The sequence below is a fragment of the Variovorax sp. GW822-FHT04A09 genome (genome assembly GCF_058801005.1).
In genome coordinates this window covers 830,357-848,232 of the sequence record NZ_JBXAMV010000001.1, presented here as the reverse complement: position 1 = coordinate 848,232, position 17,876 = coordinate 830,357, and the positions used below count along the sequence as shown (strand labels likewise).

The window sequence follows — 17,876 nt, the reverse complement described above, 5'->3', positions numbered from 1 at the left end:
AAGGACATCGGTATTCAGGCGACCACAGGGCGCCGGTATTTCGACCAGACCACGGCAAACAGCACCGCGCCCAGGGCCAATGCGGCCGCCGCCACCAGCAAAGGCAGCTCGAAAGAACCGGTGCGCTGGGCCAATGGCGCCGCAAACAGCGGCCCGATGATCTGCCCCACCCCGTAGGACGCCGTGGCATAGCCGATCAGCCCGGCCGCGGCATTGCCGCGCAGCCGTCGGGCTTCCCGCATGGCGAAAAGCGTGATGGCGGTGAAAGGCATGCCGAGCAGCAGGCTGCCGAGCGCAAAACCCGCAATGGTCGGCCAGGCCACCGAAAAAACGACGCCGAGCGCCTGCAATGCATAAGCGGCGGCCAGCAGCAGCCGGTTGTCCCAATGCACCGGGGCGCGGGCGCCGATCAATGCGCCCGGAATGATGGCCGCGCCAAACAACGGCCAGAAGAAATCCGGCCATGGCGATCCCGGCAGCGCCTGCCGGGCGATCACCGGCAGGAAGGTGGCCGTAATGATGTAACCAAAGCCTGCCAGCCCATAGAGCGCGACCAGCCAGATCGCATCGCTGCGGGCTGACCCTGATCCCGAGGCGCTGCCCGCAGCAACAGCCGGACTCGCCGCCGCCCCGCCCGCCGGCGCCCCTGCCCGCTCGCCGTCGTCGAACACCCGCCAGATCACCGCGATCAGCGCCACGGCCAGCAGCCCGAGGCCGATCCAGCCCGCCTCCGAACCCCAGCGGCCGAGCGCCCCGCCCAGCAGGCCGGTCATGGCGATCCCGATGCCCGGCCCGGTGTAGATCACGCCGGCCAGCATGGGCGAATTCGTCTCGGCCAGTCGGCGCAGCCCCCAGCCCGAGGCAAACACGAAGACCCAGGCGCTCATCACCCCGGCCGCCGCGCGCAGCACGCCCCAGCCGACGAAGCTGTGCAGCAGCCCCATACCGACCAGCAAGGCCGCCGTGGCCAGCAGCCCGCCGCGCACCATGCTCGACGCCTTGATGCCGATGGCCGCGCAGCTGACCGCGCCGAAGAAATAGCCCAGGTAATTAAGAGACGCCAGCAAACCGCCGCCGGCCAGCTCGAGCTTTCCCTCGCTCAGCATGATGGGCAGCATGGGCGTGAAGGCGAAGCGCCCCAGGCCCATGGCCACCGCCAGCGTGACCATGCAGGCCAGCGCCGCGCGCCAGGCCCCGCGCCGGTCGTGTCCGATATTCGACATTTCTACCCGTCTCCGTTTTTTTATTCCAGCAGCGCCGCCGCCACCAGCTTCTGTGTGTAGGGATGCTCGGGAGCGTCGAGAACGCGCAAGGCCGGCCCGGATTCGAGGATCGCGCCGTCCTTCATCACGATGACCTGATGCGCCATCGCGCGGATCACCTCGACGTCGTGGGTGATCAGGAGGTAGCTCAGCCCCCGCTCGCGCTGCAACCGCTGCAGCAGGCCGAGCACCTGCTTCTGGATGGTCACGTCGAGCGCGCTGGTGGGCTCGTCGAGCACCAGCAGCCGCGGATCGACGATCAGCGCCCGGGCGATCGCCAGCCGCTGGCGTTGCCCACCCGAGAACTCGTGCGGATAGCGGTCGAGCAGCGCGGGAAACTGCGCCTCACCCAGCCCCACGTCCGCCAGCGCCGCGAGCGCGCGCACCCGGCGGGCCGCGGCGTCGAGCTCGGGCGCATGCACGCGCAGCCCCTCGCCCACGATCTGCTCGACCGTCATGCGCGGCGAGAGCGACGAGAACGGGTCCTGGAACACCACCTGCATCGTGCGGCGCAGCGCCAGGTCGGAGGCGCGGCCCACCGCCCAGCCCTTCCCCGTCACCTGCAGTTCGCCCCGGTGCTTGAGCAGGCCGAGCGCGGCCAGCGCCAGCGTCGACTTGCCAGAGCCCGATTCGCCGACCACGCCCAGCGTTTCGCCCGGAGCGATCCGGAAATCGGCGCCCTGCACGGCGACGAACTCGCCCTTGTGGAACCAGCCCGCGAAGCCGGGACGCGACACTGGGTAGCTCACGCGCAGCGCCCGGGCCTCCAGCACCGGCGGCGCCGCGCCGTCGGCGGCCGCCTCGGCCACGTCGCGCGCCGGATGGCTGTCGATCAGCTTGCGGGTGTAGGCATGCTGCGGCACCTCGAACACCGTGCCCACCGGGCCATGCTCGACGATGTGGCCGCGCTCCATCACCGCCACGCGGTCGGCGAAACGGCGCACCAGGTTCAGGTCGTGGGTGATGAGCAGCACGGCCATGCCGTATTTGCGCTGGAGCTCGGCCAGCAGCTCGAGGATCTGCGCACGCACCGTGACGTCGAGCGCCGTGGTCGGCTCGTCCGCCAGCAGCAGGCGCGGCTTGCAGGCCAGGGCCATCGCGATCATGGCGCGCTGGCGCTGCCCGCCCGACAGCTGATGCGGATACGACCTCGCCCGCCGCGCCGGCTCGGGAATGCCGGTGTCGGCCAGCAGCTGCACGGCGGCCTCCTGCGCGGCGCGGGCCGACAGTCCCTCGTGCAGTTCGAGCACCTCGGCGATCTGGTCGCCCACGGTGTACAGCGCATTGAGCGCGGTCATCGGCTCCTGGAAGATCATCGCGATCTCCTTGCCGCGGATGCCGCGCAGTTCGCGCTCCGGAATCGACAGCAGGTCGCGCGCACCGCGCTGCGCCTGCGACCCCGAGAGAGTCGCCACCCCGCCAAGGTCGGCGTTCTGCACCAGCCGCAGCAGCGACAGCGCCGTGACCGTCTTGCCCGAGCCCGACTCGCCGACCAGCGCGAGCTTTTCGCCGGCTGCGATCTGCAGGTCGATGCCATGCACCACCGGCTTGCCGCCGAAGGCGACGCGCAGCCCCTTCACGTCGAGCAAGGGCTGGTTCTTCGTCGTGTCGCGTGTCGTCATTTGTCGGCCTTCCGGGGGTCGAGCGCATCGCGCAGCGCGTCGCCCATGAAGGTCAGCAGCATCAGCGTGACGACCAGCACGCAGAAGGTGGACAGCGAGATCCACCAGGCGTCGATGTTCCCCTTGCCCTGGCTCAGCAGCTCGCCGAGCGACGGCGTGCCGGGCGGAACGCCCAACCCGAGGAAGTCGAGCGAGGTCAGCGCCAGGATGGCCGCGCTCATGCGGAACGGCAGGAAGGTGACGACCGGCACCATGCTGTTGGGCAGGATGTGGCGCCACATGATCTGCAGGTTGCCCACGCCGAGCGCGCGCGCGGCGCGCACGTAGTCCATCTGGCGGTTGCGCAGGAACTCCGCGCGCACGTAGTCCGACAGCCCCATCCAGCCGAACAGGCTCAGCAGGATCAAGAGCAGCGACACGCTCGGCGTGAAGATCGCGCTGAAGATGATCAGCAGGTACAGCTCAGGCATCGCGCTCCAGATCTCGATGAGGCGCTGGAAGGTCAGGTCGATCTTGCCGCCGAAGAAGCCCTGCACGGCGCCGGTCGCGATGCCCAGCACCACCCCGACCACCGTGAGCGCCAGTGCGAACAGCACGCTCACGCGAAAGCCGTAGATCAGCTGCGCCAGCAGGTCGCGCCCGCGTTCGTCGGTGCCCAGCAGGTTCGCGTGCGAAGGCGCGGCGGGGTTCGGCGGCTTCGAGAAGTAGTTGAGCGTGGCCGGGCCGTAGCGGTTGGGTGCATACAGCGCCCAGTTGTCGCCCTGCGTGATGCGCTGCTCGATGAAGGGGTCGAGGTAGTCGGCCGGCGTTTCGAAATCGCCACCGAAGGTCTTCTCGGAATAGTCGCGCAGCACGGGAAAGTAGGTCTGGCCTTCGTAGCGCACCACCAGCGGCTTGTCGGTGGACAGCACGTCGGCGAACAGGCTCAGCACCACCAGCGCCGAGAAGACGACCAGGCTCCAGAACCCCAGCGGGTTGCGGCGGAAACGGCGCCAGGCACGGCGCCCGGGGCTCACGGACACGGCGGCGGCTTCAGTCAAACTTCACCCTCGGATCGACCCAGACGTAGCAAAGATCGGAGATGAGCTTGGTCACCAGCCCGATCAGCGTGAACAGATAAAGCGTGCCCAGGAACACCGGGTAGTCGCGCCGCAGCACGCTCTCGTAGCTCAGCAGGCCCATGCCGTCGAGCGAGAACAGCGTCTCGATCAGCAGCGCGCCCGAGAAGAAGGCGCCGATGAACGCCGTCGGAAAGCCCGTGATGATAGGGATCAGCGCATTGCGGAACACATGCTTCCACAGCACCTGACGCTCGGCCAGCCCCTTGGCGCGCGCCGTCAGCACGTACTGCTTGCGGATTTCCTCCAGGAAGGAGTTCTTGGTGAGCATCGCGGTGATCGCGAAGCTGCCCAGCACCATGGCGGTCACCGGCAAGGTGATGTGCCACAGGTAGTCGACGATGCGCGCGCCCCAGCTCAGCGACTCCCAGTTCGGCGAGGTCAGCCCGCGCAGCGGGAACCACTGCAGCTGGCCGCCGAAGATCACCAGCAGCGCCACGCCCAGCACGAAGCCCGGGATGGCGTAGCCGACGAGCACCAGCAGCGTCGTGAAGAAGTCGAAGCGCGAGCCCGCCCGCACGGCCTTGGCCACGCCCAGCGGTACCGCGATGAGGTAGCTGATGAAGAAGGTCCACAGCCCCAGGCTGATCGACACCGGCAGCTTCTCCTTGATGAGCTGCCACACGTCCTTGCTCTGGAAGAAGCTCTTGCCCAGGTCGAAGCGAGCAAACTGCTTGAGCATCTGCCAGAAGCGCTCGGGGGCCGGCTTGTCGAAGCCGTAGAGCGCCTTGATCTCGGCCACCTGCTTGGCGTCGAGCGTGCGGCCGGTGGGGCCGCCCGAGATGCGGTTCTCCTTGTTGGTGAGTTGCGAGAGCAGCTGCTCGGCCGGGCCGCCGGGCACGAACTGCACGATGGCGAAGTTGAGCAGCAGCACGCCGAACAGCGTGGGAACGATCAGCAGAAGGCGTCGGATCAGGTAGGCGGCCATGCGTGTTCTTGTTCTCTTACTTGGCGCTCGGCTCGATCCACCACATCGTCAGCATCGCCGACCCCGCCAGCAGGCGCTGCGGCAAGGGCGCGTCCGGGCGACGCAGCTTTCGCTTGTGGGCAATGAAATACTGCTTGCCGTAGTACATCGGGGTCATGTAGTGCTGGTGGAGCAAGTAGCGGTCCAGCAGCCGCGCGGCCGCCGCGAGCGAGGCGCGGTCGTGGCTGTTGACGATCACCTCGACGATCTCGTCGACCACCGGGTCGCTGATGCCGCTCAGGTTCTGGCTGCCCTTCTCGCTCGCCGATTTCGAGCCGAAGTCGTCGTACAGCTCGTTGCCCGGGCTCGACGAACCACCGACGAGGCTGATGGCCATGTCGAAATCGAAGTCGTCCAGCTTCTTCTTCAGCAGGCTCGGGTCGCGCAGGCGGTAGTCCAGGCGGATGCCCAGCTTGCCGAGGTTGCGCGCATACGGCGCGAGCACCACGCCCGAGCTGCGGTCGGCGATGTCGATGGTGATCACGAACGGCGTGCCGGCCTTGTCGCGCAGCGCGCCGTCGCGGTAGGTCCAACCGGCTTCCTTGAGCAACTCCTGCGCCTTCACGAGGTTGCGCCGCAGGCCTTCGGCGGTGTCGCCGCTGCTGTCGGGGCGCGGCAGCTCGCCCTTGGTGTTGTCGAGGTAGCGCTGCCGGGTCTTGAGCTTGTCGATCAGCGCCTGCTCCTCGGGACTGACCTCGGGCTGGGCCATGAGGTCGTCGCTGTTCTGGAAATAGCTCTGGGTGCGCCCGCGGCGGCCATAGAACAGGTGGGCGTTGAGCCAGTCGAAGTCGAAGGCCAGCGCCAGCGCCCTGCGCACGCGCATGTCGGCGAAGCGCGGCTGCCGCAGGTTGGGCGCCAGGCCCTGCATGCCGGTGAAGCGGCGATGCGCGATCTCTTCCTTTACCAGCTCGCCGGAGTCGAAGCGGCGGCCCTTGTAGCGGCGCACCCACGCGATGATCGAGCGCTCTTCCATCGCGTCGAGCGCGCCGGCCTTGAGCGACTCTTCCTCGCCGAGCGAGTCCTTGAAATACTGGTACGACACCGTGTCGTAGTTGAACATCCCCTTGCGCACCGGCAGATTGGCGGCCCAGTAGTCCGGGCGCCGGCGGTAGGAGATGAACTTGCCGAAATCGACCCTGTCCACCACGTACGGCCCGCTCGCGATCGGCGCCTCGGTCACGATCTGGTCGAAAGGCTTGCCCTTGCCCCAGGCGCTGGAGAACACCGGCAGCCCACCGATGATCATGTGCAGCTCGGCGTTCTGGCGCACGAAGTCGAAGCGGATGGTGCGCTCGCCCGTCACCACGGCCTCCTTGATGTCGGCCCAGTACGAGCGGAAGGTCGGCCCGGCCGCCTTGCTGCGCAGGGTGTCGAAGGAGTACTTCACGTCCTTCGCCAGCACCGGCGAGCCGTCGGAAAACCGCGCCTTGGGGTTCAGCCGGAACGTGACGCTCAAGCGGTCGGGCGCCAGCTGGATGTCTTCGGCCAGCAGGCCGTACTGCGAGAAAGGCTCGTCCTCGCTCGGCGTGGTCAGCGAGTCGAAGAGCAGGCCGTACTCGGAGAACACGAAGCCGTTGGCGCTGTAGCCCATGCCCACCGGGGGCACGCCGCGCAAGGTGAAGGGGTTGAGCTTGTCGAAGCTGCCGGCGGCCGACAGGGTCAGGTCGCCGCCCTTGGGTGCGTTGGGGTTCACGTAGTCGAAATGCGTGAACGACGCCGGGTACTTGGGCTCGTAACCCATGCCCAGCCCGTGCGCCGCCCACGAGGGCAGCGCCAGGAGCACCAACATCCAGAGCAGCCAACCTCGCATGCGAGAATTCTGCCCAAGATTTTCACGAGGCAACTTCATGGGCTTTCTTTCCGGCAAGAAACTGTTGATCACCGGTGTGTTGAGCAATCGCTCCATTGCATATGGCATTGCCAAGGCCTGTCACGACCAGGGCGCGGAACTCGCCTTCAGTTATGTCGGCGAGCGATTCAAGGACCGTATCACCGAATATGCCGCAGACTTCGGCTCGAAACTGATTTTCGACTGCGACGTGGGCGACGACGCGCAGATCGACAAGCTCTTTGCCGACCTCGCCCAGACTTGGCCCACCTTCGACGGCTTCGTGCACAGCATCGGCTTCGCCACGCGCGAATCGATCGCCGGCGACTTCCTGGAAGGCCTCTCGCGCGAAGGCTTCAAGATCGCGCACGACATCAGTGCGTACAGCTTCCCGGCCATGGCCAAGGCGGCCCTGCCCTACCTCAACGACAAGTCGGCCCTGCTCACGCTGACCTACCTGGGTGCCGAGCGCGCACTGCCCAACTACAACACCATGGGCCTGGCCAAGGCCTCGCTCGAAGCGTCGGTGCGCTACACCGCCGCCTCGCTCGGCCCGAAGGGCATGCGCGTGAACGGCATCAGCGCCGGCCCCATCAAGACGCTCGCCGCCAGCGGCATCAAGAGCTTCAGCAAGATCCTCACGGCCGTGGCCGACGCCTCGCCGATCCGCCGCAACGTGACCATCGAGGAAGTCGGCAACGTGGCTGCCTTCCTGCTGAGCGACCTCGCCAGCGGCGTGACCGCCGAGATCACCTACGTGGACGGCGGCTTCAGCAACGTGGTCGGAGGCATGGCGGAGTAATTTCCCCTCTCGGCTCCCAGCGCCTGCCACCGTGTTGAACCGACGCACCCTCCTCCTGTTCGCGGGACTGGGCGCAGCCCTCTCGGGTCGCGCCGCGTTCGCGCGCGCCGCCGCGCCCGCCCTGATGCTGGCCGAGGTGTACCGCCCCGGCATGTCGCTCGCGGGCTACTGGGTCAGCGAGAAATTCGACGGCGTGCGCGGCTACTGGGACGGCCAGAAGCTCTGGACCCGCGGCGGCGAGCCCGTCATGGCACCGGCCTGGTTCACCGCCTCGCTGCCCAAGCAGCCGCTCGACGGCGAACTGTGGGCGGGGCGTGGCCGCTTCAACCACACGATGTCGACCGTGCGCAGCCAGACGCCCAGCGACACCGCCTGGCACGAGATCCGTTTCATGGTGTTCGATCTGCCGGCCCAGGACGGGGACTTCAACACCCGCCTCGCGGCGCTGCGCAAGCTGCTGCCGATCACCGACGCGCCCTGGGTGATGGCCGTGCCGCAGCAGCCCGCGACCACGCACGAGGACCTGCAGGCGCTGCTCGACAAGACCGTGAAGATGGGCGGCGAAGGCCTGATGCTGCACCGGGGCGCGTCGATGTACCGCGGCGAGCGCAACAACGACCTGCTCAAGGTCAAGCCCTTCGAAGACGCCGAGGCCCGCGTGGTCGCGCACCTGCCTGGCAAGGGCAAGCACCACGGCCGGCTCGGCGCGTTGATGGTCGAGATGCCCGACGGCCAGCGCTTCCGGCTCGGCACCGGCCTGACCGACGCCGAGCGCGACCAGCCACCGCCGATTGGCAGCCTGGTGACCTACCGCTACAACGGCACGCACCCGAGCGGGTTGCCGAAGTTCGCGCGCTTCATGCGGGTGCGCGAAGGCTAGCCCGGCCTTCGCAGACCGTGCCCCCACCGGGGCACGTCCTTTTTTCTCAGCTGGTCTGACGCACGCAGTCCGCGTAGTACCGCTTCTTGCCGGTCTCGTCGATGCGCGCCACCAGGCCGTGGATGTCGGTCTCGAAACCCGGGCACTGCAGGTTGAACTCGCGCGAGAACTTGAGGTAGTCGACGATCTTCTTGTTGAACACTTCGCCCGGGATGAGCAGCGGAATGCCCGGCGGGTACGGCGTGATCAGGCTGGTGGTGATGCGGCCTTCGAGCTCGTCGATCTCCACGCGCTCGGTCTTGCGGTGCGCGATGTGGGCGAAGGCGTCGCTGGGCTTCATGGCCGGCGTGAGGTCGCTCAGGTACATCTCGGTCGTGAGGCGAGCCACGTCGTAGCGCGCGTACAGCTGGTGGATGTGCTGGCACAGGTCGCGCAGGCCCAGGCGTTCGTAGCCCGGGTGCTGCTGGCAGAACTCGGGCAGGATGCGCCACATCGGCTGGTTGCGCGCGTAGTCGTCCTTGAACTGCTGCAGCGCCGTGAGCAGCGTGTTCCAGCGGCCCTTGGTGATGCCGATGGTGAACATGATGAAGAAGCTGTACAGGCCCGTCTTCTCCACGATCACGCCGTGCTCGGCCAGGAACTTGGTCACCACGCTGGCGGGGATGCCGGTCTCGGCAAAGTTGCCTTCCAGGTCCAGGCCCGGCGTCACGATGGTCGACTTGATCGGGTCGAGCATGTTGAAGCCGTCGGCCAGCTCACCGAAGCCGTGCCAGTTGCGCGGCGACTTCTTGCTCTTGGGCTTGCCGTTCTTCTCGCCGTGCATGATCCAGTCTTCGGCGCGGCCGATGCCTTCGTCGACGAGCTTCTCGGGGCCCCAGACCTTGAACCACCACTCGTCCTTGCCGAACTCTTCCTCGACCTTGCGCATGGCGCGGCGGAAGTCGAGCGCTTCCAGGATGCTCTCTTCCACCAGCGCGGTGCCGCCGGGCGGCTCCATCATGGCGGCGGCCACGTCGCAGCTCGCGATGATCGCGTACTGCGGGCTGGTCGACGAGTGCATCAGGTAGGCCTCGTTGAAGAGGTCGCGGTCCAGCGCGCGGTTCTGCGAGTCCTGCACCAGCACGTGGCTGGCCTGGCTGATGCCGGCCAGCAGCTTGTGCGTCGACTGCGTGGCGAACACCAGCGATTCCTTCGGGCGCACGCGGCGCTTGCCCATCGCGTGGTAGGCGCCGTAGAACGGGTGGAAGGCAGCGTGCGGCAGCCAGGCCTCGTCGAAGTGCAGCGTGTCGACGTAGCCGTCGAGCATGTTCTTGATGGTCTCGGTGTTGTAGATCACGCCGTCGTAGGTCGACTGGGTGAGCGTCATCACGCGCGGCTTGACCTTGTTCGGATCGACGTCGGCGAGCAGCGGGTTGGCCTTGATCTTGGCCTTGATGGCGCTCTGCTCAAACTCGCTTTTCGGAATCGGGCCGATGATGCCGAAGTGGTTGCGCGTGGGCTTCATGAACACCGGAATCGCGCCGGTCATGATGATCGCGTGCAGGATCGACTTGTGGCAGTTGCGGTCGACCACCACCACGTCGTCGGGCGCCACCGTGTGGTGCCACACCATCTTGTTGCTGGTGCTGGTGCCGTTGGTCACGAAGAAGCAGTGGTCGGCATTGAAGATGCGCGCCGCATTGCGCTCGCTGGCCGCCACCGGGCCGGTGTGGTCGAGCAGCTGGCCCAGTTCTTCCACCGCGTTGCAGACGTCGGCGCGCAGCATGTTCTCGCCGAAGAACTGGTGGAACATCTGGCCCACCGGGCTCTTCAGGAACGCCACGCCGCCCGAGTGGCCCGGGCAGTGCCAGGAGTACGAACCGTCTTCGGCGTAGTCGATCAGCGCCTTGAAGAACGGCGGTTGCACGCCTTCCAGGTAGCTCTTGGCCTCGCGGATGATGTGGCGCGCCACGAATTCGGGGGTGTCCTCGAACATGTGGATGAAGCCGTGCAGCTCGCGCAGGATGTCGTTCGGGATGTGGCGCGAGGTCTTGGTCTCGCCGTAGATGTAGATCGGCACGTCGGCGTTCTTGCGACGCACCTCGCCGATGAAGCTGCGCAGGCTCAGCACGGCCGGGTCGAGGTCGGGGCCGACCGAGAACTCTTCGTCGTCGATCGACAGGATGAAGGCGCTGGCGCGGCTTTGCTGCTGCGCGAACTGGCTCAGGTCGCCGTAGCTCGTGACGCCCAGCACCTCGAAGCCCTCGCTTTCGAAGGCCTGCGCGAGCGCGCGGATGCCGAGGCCCGAAGTGTTTTCGGAGCGGAAGTCCTCGTCGATGATGACGATGGGAAAGCGGAATTTCATGAGCAGGGCTCCGGACAGGCAGTCAGACAGGCAATGAGCGAGGCGCGAAGTGTACGGAATTCGGATGACGGATTGCGTCGGGCGCCTGCAAGCCCCGCAGGGCACGCCGGCCCGAGCAGCCCCGGCGGGCGCCATATCCCTACGCGACACAGGCGCATGGCGCGCCATGCCGCAGAATGGCGAAGGTCCAAGTAACAAAAGAAGAGAGGAGTTGCCATGGGAAATCCCACCTTCTGGTGGTTGATCGCAGGCGCGGCCATCGTGGCCGAGTTGTTGTCCGGCACGGTGTACCTGCTGCTGCTGGCCACCGGCTTCGCCGCCGCAGCCATCGCCGCGCACCTGGGCTTCGGCCTCGTCACGCAGCTGCTGGTGGCCGCCGTGGTCGGCGTGGGCTCGGTCGTGACCTGGTACCTGATCCGCCGCAACCGCCCTGCCGAGCCCTCCAGCGAGGCCAACCGCGACCTCAACCTGGACATCGGCGAGAGCGTGTACGTCGATGCCTGGAACCTCGACGGCACCGCCACCGTGCGCTACCGCGGTTCGCAATGGACCGTCGTGCTGCGCGCGGGCCATGCGCCCTCCACCGGCGAACACCGCGTGGTCGAGGTGGTCGGCAGCCGCCTCGTGGTCGACAAGATCTAGCAGAGATCTAACAGTTCAATCGGTCAGTCAGAAAAACGCATTCGAAAAGGAAGCACACCATGGAATTTTCAGTTCCTCTCATCATCCTGGTCATCGCGATCATCTTCATCAGCCAGTCGGTCAAGTTCGTGCCGCAGCAGAACGCATGGGTGCGCGAGCGCCTGGGCAAGTACCACGGCACCATGACGCCCGGCCCGAACTTCCTGATCCCGTTCATCGACCGCGTGGCCTACAAGCACAGCCTGAAGGAAATCCCGCTCGACGTGCCCAGCCAGATCTGCATCACGCGCGACAACACGCAGCTGCAGGTCGACGGCATCCTGTACTTCCAGGTGACCGACCCGATGCGCGCCAGCTACGGCTCGTCGAACTACATCGTGGCCGTGACCCAGCTCGCACAGACCTCGCTGCGCAGCGTGATCGGCAAGCTCGAGCTCGACAAGACTTTCGAGGAGCGCGACGTCATCAACGCCCAGGTGGTGGCCGCGATCGACGAGGCCGCGCTCAACTGGGGCGTGAAGGTGCTGCGCTACGAAATCAAGGACCTGACGCCGCCCAAGGAAATCCTCTTGGCCATGCAGGCGCAGATCACCGCCGAACGCGGCAAGCGCGCGCTCATCGCCGCCTCGGAAGGCCGTCGCCAGGAACAGATCAACATCGCCACCGGCGAACGAGAAGCCTTCATTGCCCGCTCCGAGGGCGAGAAGCAGGCGCAGATCAACAACGCGCAAGGTGAAGCCGCTGCCATCACGGCCGTGGCCACCGCCACCGCAGACGCCATCGAGCGCGTGGCCGCCGCCATCCGCCAGCCGGGCGGCGAACAGGCCGTGCAGCTGAAGGTGGCCGAGCGCGCCGTCGATGCCTACGGCAAGGTGGCCGCCGATTCGAAGACCACGCTCATCGTGCCGAGCAACATGACCGAGACGGCCGCGCTGATCTCGTCGGCCATGCGCATGATCCAAACCGGGAAAAGCGCCGGCCCGAACTGAAACGGCTGAAAACCCGCGCTACAATCGTGGGCTCAGGAGCGGTGGATGAGCGGTTTAAGTCGCACGCCTGGAAAGCGTGTGAGGGTTAATAGCCCTCCGCGGGTTCGAATCCCGCCTGCTCCGCCAAAACGATGCCCCAGTAGCTGCCAAGCTGCTGGGGCTTTTTGTTTGTTGGGCACCCGCAATGGGCTTGCCTATATCTTGCGGACATCGGGCATGCCGTTGCCCGACCTCCTCCGGTTCAGCTGAACACGCTTTCGAGATCGACCTCTTCCGCGCTGTCGTCCAGCTTCAGGCTCTGCTCGATGTGGTCGAGGTGATGCAGCATCAGCTTCTCGGCCCGTGCGGCGTCGCCGCGGTTCACGGCGGCGACGATCTCCTCGTGCTCGTCGGCGCGGCAGCTGGTGGCCGTGGGGGCGTCGTACAGCGAGATGATCAGGCAGGTCAGCACCGACAGCTCGCGCATCGAGCGCGCCAGCGCCGAGTTGCCGGCCAGCTCGGCCAGCAGCACATGGAACTCGCCCGACAGCCGCACGATGGCACGCTTGTCGTCGCGGCGCCGTGCGTCGGCCTCGAGCTCGATGTGGCGTTGCAGGCGCTCCCGCTTGGCGTCGTCGAGCGTGCGGATGAGGCGGCGCAGCACGCCGGGCTCGATGAGGCGGCGCGCCTCGAACACGTCCTGGGCCTGCTCGATGGTGGGCTTGGCGACGAAGGCACCGCGCTGCGGCACCAGCTCGACGATCTGTTCGTGCGCCAGCCGGGCCAGCACCTCGCGCACCTTGGCGCGGCTGGTCGCGAAGATCGTGGCCAGCCGGTCTTCGCCCAGCTTCGTGCCCGGCGCGAGACGGTGTTCCAGGATGGCGGCCGAGATCTTCTCGGCGATCTCGTCGACGCTGTGTTCGCGGACGGGGGTGGCACCGGTCGTGCCGGTGGCGCCAGTCGCGCCGTTCGCGCTGGTCTTGCGGGCTGGGGCTTTGGTGGGCATCGGCGCCGATTCTATCGACGCCCCCTCGAGGCTGCAGAGCGTCACGGGGCCCGCGACCTCAGCCTGGCGCGCGGGCGCCGTCGCGTGCCAGGAGCCGTGCCAAAGCCTCGGGCAGCCCGTGGTTCGGCTTGATCGGCGGCGGCGCAAAACTGCCCAGGCGCGCCGGTGCAGGTGCCAGCGAGACGAGCGTCTGCGCATGGCACACGGCGCTCGACACGCCGTCGACCACGGGAACCGGAATGCGGTCCTTGATCGAGCGCGCCAGGCCCGCCAGCGGCGCGCCGGCAATGATGATCACGTCCGCGCCGTCGTCCTCGATGGCCGACATGCACAGGGCCTCCAGGCGCTGGCCGTGGTCGTCCTGCACGTGGCCGATGTCCTTGAGCGGACCGTCCAGGCTGCGGATGCTCGCCAGCCGGTCGATGAGGCCGTTGGCCTGAACGCACTCGCGGTACCAGGCCGTGATGCGCCGCGAGATCGCCACGATCGAGAAGCGCTTCCCCAACAGGCACGCGCTCATGAGCGCGGCTTCGGTGAGGCCGACCACGGGGATGTCGAGCGCCTCGCGCAGGCCGTCGATGCCGGGGTCGCCGAAGGCCGCGACCACGATGGCGTCGTGCCGCGTGTGGTGCTCGGCCGCGAGCGTGGCGGCGGCGTAGGCGCCGATCAGCGATTCGAAACGCGTCTCGATGTAGGCCACGCCGAAGGGCGCCGTGAGCACCTCGATGTGCGTGTCGCTCGCGGCCGCGCGCCGGGCCTCGGCCGCGATCAGGTCGGAGACGCTTTGCGAGGTGTTGGGGTTGATGAGCAGCAGGTTCATGGCGATGGCTCCAGGTTCAGGCGGGTCGGCGGCTCGGCAGCAAGGTGGGCTCGCCCCGGCGCAGGAATTCTCCGCGTCCGGCGCGCGGATGGAAGCGTTCGCCGTCCCACACGACCTCGCCGCGCGCCAGCGTCAGCGCCGGCCAGGCCTTCACCTCGATGCCCTCGTAGGGCGTGTAGTCGACGTCGTGGTGCAGGTCGGCGTTGCGGATGGCGCGCGGCGTGGTGCCCCAGACCACGAGGTCGGCATCGGCGCCCACGGCGATCGTGCCCTTGCGCGGGTGCAGCCCGTAGGCCTTGGCGGGATTGGTGGACGTCAGCTCGACGAACTTGTTGATGGTGATGCGCCCGTCGAGCACGCCGTGCGAGAACAAGAGCGGCAGCCGCGTCTCGATGCCCGGAATGCCGTTCGGGATGTGGCGGAACGCGACCTCTTCGCCGCCGGGCTTCTTGCCCTCGGGCGCGTCGTAGCGGAACGGCGCATGGTCCGACGAGAAGATCGTGAACAGCCCGTCGGACAGCCCGTTCCAGATCACCTGCTGGTTCTCGCGATTGCGCGGCGGCGGGCTGCAGACGCACCGTGCGCCCTGGTAGCTGTCGTCGATGCCCAGGTCTTCGGCGGTCAGGAACAAATACTGCGGACAGGTTTCGGCGAACACGCTCAGGCCGTGCGCGCGCGCCCAGCGGATCTGCTCGACGGCTTCGCGCCCCGACACGTGCACGATCATGATCGGCACGTCGACCAGCTCCGACAGCGCGATGGCGCGGTGCGTCGCCTCGCGCTCCACCAGCATCGGCCGCGAGTGCGCATGAAAGCGCGGCGCGGTGCGCCCGCTGGCTTCGAGCCGCTTGGTCAGCCACTCGATGCAGTCGGCGTTCTCGGCATGGATCATGGCCATCGCGCCCTGCTCTCTCGCCACCGACAGCACGTCGAGGATCTGGCCGTCGTCCAGCTTCAGATCGTCGTAGGTCATGTAGATCTTGAACGAGGTGTAGCCCTCGGCGATGAGTTGCGGCAGCTCGTGCTTGAGCACTTCCTCGGTCGGGTCGCTCACGATCAGGTGGAACGCATGGTCGACGTGGGCACGGCCCTCGGCGCGCTGGTGGTAGTCCTGCACGGCGGCGCGCAGCGACTGGCCCTTCTGCTGCGCAGCAAACGGAATCACGGTGGTGGTGCCGCCGCAGGCCGCGGCGCGGGTGCCCGAGCCGAAGTCGTCGGCCATGCGCACGGGCGGCTCCATCGGCTGGTCGAGGTGGCAGTGGGCGTCGACGCCGCCCGGCGTCACGTAGCGGCCGGCGGCGTCGATCTCCTGCCGGCCGGGCGGCAGGCCGAGGCCGAGCTGCACGATGCGGCCGCCGGCGATGCCGATGTCCGAATCGAAGGTGTCGCTGGCGGTGGCAACGCGGGCGTTGCGCACCACGAGATCGAGGTCGCGGAAGGTCATGGTCTTTCTTTGCTTTTCTGTCTGTGTCGGGGACGGTGGCGAACACTCAGGCGTTCGCGTCGAACAGCCGGCCCCAGCCCTTCACCGCGCCCGGCGCGACGCCGACCGTCTTCAGCGCGCGCCAGACCACGGTGGCCACCGAGTCGTAGATCGGGATGCCGAGCTCGCGCTCCATCTCCTCGACCAGCTGCGCGCCGCTGAGGTTGGTGCACATGATGGTGATGGCGTCGGGGCGTTGCTGCGCCACCTCGCGCAGCATGCGGCGCAGCGTGTCGGGCTCGACCTCGCTGAACGAGAAGTTCACCGTCAGGTCCAGGTGGCGTTCGGCCACGCAGTCGATGCCGATGCCCGCGTAGTTGGCGACGATGCGCCGCTGCACGTCCTCGACGTACGGCGACACCAGCCCCAGCGTGCGCGCGCCCTGCGCGGCCAGCAGTTCGTTGAGCGCCAGCACCGAGGTGGTCGCCGGGATGCCGGTGGCCTCGGTGATGCGCGCGCACAGCGCCTGGTCTTTCTCGAAGCCGAGCCAGCTGGCCGAGGTGCCGCTCCAGCAGATGGTGTCGACGCGCGCGTCGGTCAGCAGCCGCGCGGCCTCGAGGATCTTGCTGTCGTCGAACTGGTTCAGCGATGCATCGCGCATCGAGATCTCGGTGACGGTGAAGCGCGAGAAATGCGCCGAGACGCCGGGCACGGCCGCGACCATCGCGCTGGTCAGCGGTTCGAGCGCCGTGTTCGAGGAAGGCGTGAGCACGCCGATGAGTTTGCGAGAGGTCATGTGATGGACGTCGGGGTGGTTGGCCTCAGACCGGCAGCTTCTTGCTGTAGTCGATCAGCATCGTCGAGCAGACAAACAGGCCCGCGCCGGCTGCGGTGAACAGCATGAGCGCCATGAAGTACGAGCCGGTGGCCTGCACGATGAGGCCGACCACGATCGGCACGCCGATGCCCGCCACGTTGCCGCCCAGGTTCATGGTGCCGCCCAGGAAGCCGACCCGGGCACGCGTGCCGAGGATCGACGGCACGCACCAGAACAGGCCGCACCAGCGCAGGAAGAACAGCGTGACCGACAGCAGCACCACGACGGCGACCGGGTCCGTGATCCGCGTCACCATGAAGATGGCGATGGTCGCGATGATCGACGAGATGCCGAACAGCGTGCGCAGCACCTTGCTCTGCGACGCGCCGGCCGCCATCCATTTGTCGGCCAGCCAGCCGCCGAACATTTCGCCGACGAAGCCCGAGAAGAACATGATGAACACCGCGCCACCCATCTGCTTGATGTCGAAGCCGTGCACCTTCGACAGGTAGTTGGGCATCCAGGTGAGCAGGCCGTAGAACAGCGCGTTGAAGCACATCCAGCCGAAGAACATGCCCCACACCGAGCGGTAGCGGAAGAAGTCGAGCACGCGCCCGCTCGCATTGGCCGATTCCTTGGCGGCGTCGGCGGCGTGGCTGGCCTCGATGTAGCGCGCCTCGGCTTCGTTCACGTCGGGATGCTGGCGCGGATGGTTGCGGATGTAGCGCCAGGCGAAGTAGCCGGCGATGACGGTGCCGACACCGGCGATCACGAAGGCCAGGCGCCACGAGCCGAGCACGGCGATCAGCGCCGAGATCAGGATCGCGCCCAGCGCCGCGCCCAGGGGCGCGCCGCCGTCGAGCAAGGTGGCGCCGCGCCCGCGTTCGGTCTGCGTCATCCAGATGCCGTTGAGCTTGCCGCCCGCCGGGTAGATCGGCGCCTCGGCCGCGCCCAGGCCCAGCCGCGTGAGCAGCAGGGGCACCCAGCCGGTGCAGGCCGCGGCGATGGCCTGGAAGAAGCCCCAGCCCACGGTGGCGCCGGCAATGACGACGCGCGGGCCGAAGCGGTCGGCCAGCATGCCGCCCGGGATCTGCATCAGCGCGTAGGTCCAGAAGAAGGAACTGAGCAGCAGGCCCTGCACGGCCGGGCCGATGTCGAATTCCTTGGCGATCAGCGGCATGGCCACCGAGAGCGAAGCCCGATCGATGTAGTTGATCGAAATCAGGAACAACATCATCAGGAAGATCTTCCAGCGCACCTTGGTGGGCTGGAGGGCGGCGTCGGGTGCTGCGGCGGTCGCCTTGGCGCCGTCCGTCATGGTGTTTTGCATCGGTTTGTCTCCTTGCAGTGGCACGGATGCCAGCTTGCAAGGAAACG

Annotated in this window: 15 protein-coding genes and 1 tRNA gene; 5 read left to right on the top strand and 11 right to left on the bottom strand. The window is 67.4% G+C overall.

Annotated features, from left to right (window positions below; genetic code table 11):
* Positions 1 to 14 precede the first annotated feature (14 nt).
* The 5 genes from AC1RLW_RS03770 to AC1RLW_RS03750 are packed head-to-tail and all read right to left on the bottom strand — an operon-like array spanning position 15 to position 6,779.
* Positions 15 to 1,223, bottom strand: coding sequence for a YbfB/YjiJ family MFS transporter (locus AC1RLW_RS03770; protein WP_159271738.1), 1,209 nt, complete (start codon positions 1,221 to 1,223; stop codon positions 15 to 17).
* A 20-nt stretch (positions 1,224 to 1,243) separates the two neighbouring features.
* A complete protein-coding gene (locus AC1RLW_RS03765; protein WP_159271737.1) occupies positions 1,244 to 2,884 on the bottom strand; it encodes an ABC transporter ATP-binding protein in 1,641 nt (546 codons plus the stop codon).
* Positions 2,881 to 3,924, bottom strand: coding sequence for an ABC transporter permease (locus tag AC1RLW_RS03760; protein ID WP_062479825.1), 1,044 nt, complete (start codon positions 3,922 to 3,924; stop codon positions 2,881 to 2,883). Before AC1RLW_RS03760 ends, AC1RLW_RS03765 begins: the two co-directional genes overlap by 4 nt.
* On the bottom strand, positions 3,917 to 4,930 hold the full coding sequence (locus AC1RLW_RS03755; protein WP_062479827.1) for a microcin C ABC transporter permease YejB: 1,014 nt from the start codon (positions 4,928 to 4,930) through the stop codon (positions 3,917 to 3,919). Before AC1RLW_RS03755 ends, AC1RLW_RS03760 begins: the two co-directional genes overlap by 8 nt.
* Before the next feature lie 16 nt (positions 4,931 to 4,946).
* A complete protein-coding gene (locus AC1RLW_RS03750) occupies positions 4,947 to 6,779 on the bottom strand; it encodes an extracellular solute-binding protein (RefSeq protein WP_159271736.1) in 1,833 nt (610 codons plus the stop codon).
* 37 nt (positions 6,780 to 6,816) lie between these two features.
* Here AC1RLW_RS03750 and fabI point away from each other — a divergent pair, with 37 nt between their 5' ends.
* On the top strand, positions 6,817 to 7,599 hold the full coding sequence (fabI, locus tag AC1RLW_RS03745) for an enoyl-ACP reductase FabI (RefSeq protein WP_062479830.1): 783 nt from the start codon (positions 6,817 to 6,819) through the stop codon (positions 7,597 to 7,599).
* Between the two features lie 31 nt (positions 7,600 to 7,630).
* Positions 7,631 to 8,479, top strand: a complete 849-nt coding sequence (locus AC1RLW_RS03740; protein WP_493192244.1) for a DNA ligase — start codon at positions 7,631 to 7,633, stop codon at positions 8,477 to 8,479.
* 46 nt (positions 8,480 to 8,525) lie between these two features.
* Here AC1RLW_RS03740 and AC1RLW_RS03735 read toward each other — a convergent pair whose 3' ends face one another.
* A complete protein-coding gene (locus AC1RLW_RS03735; RefSeq protein WP_354342081.1) occupies positions 8,526 to 10,823 on the bottom strand; it encodes an Orn/Lys/Arg family decarboxylase in 2,298 nt (765 codons plus the stop codon).
* A 216-nt stretch (positions 10,824 to 11,039) separates the two neighbouring features.
* On the opposite strand from AC1RLW_RS03735, the gene AC1RLW_RS03730 reads away from it, so the two are divergent.
* From AC1RLW_RS03730 to AC1RLW_RS03720, 3 genes are all read left to right on the top strand, one after another.
* On the top strand, positions 11,040 to 11,465 hold the full coding sequence (locus tag AC1RLW_RS03730) for an NfeD family protein (protein WP_493192243.1): 426 nt from the start codon (positions 11,040 to 11,042) through the stop codon (positions 11,463 to 11,465).
* A gap of 59 nt (positions 11,466 to 11,524) precedes the next feature.
* The gene (locus tag AC1RLW_RS03725; RefSeq protein WP_056580537.1) at positions 11,525 to 12,454 is read left to right on the top strand and encodes an SPFH domain-containing protein; all 930 of its coding nucleotides are present in this window, start codon (positions 11,525 to 11,527) and stop codon (positions 12,452 to 12,454) included.
* A gap of 35 nt (positions 12,455 to 12,489) precedes the next feature.
* Positions 12,490 to 12,580, top strand: a tRNA-Ser gene (locus AC1RLW_RS03720).
* Between the two features lie 115 nt (positions 12,581 to 12,695).
* On the opposite strand, the gene AC1RLW_RS03715 is transcribed toward AC1RLW_RS03720, so the two are convergent.
* Genes AC1RLW_RS03715 through AC1RLW_RS03695 form a run of 5 tightly spaced genes read right to left on the bottom strand, consistent with a single transcriptional unit; the run spans position 12,696 to position 17,829 of the window.
* Positions 12,696 to 13,439 carry a GntR family transcriptional regulator gene (locus AC1RLW_RS03715; RefSeq protein WP_447744332.1) on the bottom strand — a complete coding sequence of 248 codons (744 nt, stop codon included), beginning with the start codon at positions 13,437 to 13,439 and terminating at the stop codon, positions 12,696 to 12,698.
* A 58-nt stretch (positions 13,440 to 13,497) separates the two neighbouring features.
* Positions 13,498 to 14,259, bottom strand: coding sequence for an aspartate/glutamate racemase family protein (locus AC1RLW_RS03710; RefSeq protein ID WP_159271731.1), 762 nt, complete (start codon positions 14,257 to 14,259; stop codon positions 13,498 to 13,500).
* 16 nt (positions 14,260 to 14,275) lie between these two features.
* Positions 14,276 to 15,703: a dihydropyrimidinase gene (gene hydA, locus AC1RLW_RS03705; RefSeq protein WP_307588420.1), complete on the bottom strand. Its 1,428-nt coding sequence runs from the start codon at positions 15,701 to 15,703 to the stop codon at positions 14,276 to 14,278.
* A 46-nt stretch (positions 15,704 to 15,749) separates the two neighbouring features.
* Positions 15,750 to 16,478: a maleate cis-trans isomerase family protein gene (locus tag AC1RLW_RS03700; protein ID WP_493192242.1), complete on the bottom strand. Its 729-nt coding sequence runs from the start codon at positions 16,476 to 16,478 to the stop codon at positions 15,750 to 15,752.
* Between the two features lie 25 nt (positions 16,479 to 16,503).
* Positions 16,504 to 17,829 (bottom strand): MFS transporter, encoded by a 1,326-nt coding sequence (locus tag AC1RLW_RS03695; protein ID WP_062482552.1) that lies wholly within the window; start codon positions 17,827 to 17,829, stop codon positions 16,504 to 16,506.
* Positions 17,830 to 17,876: the final 47 nt, after the last annotated feature.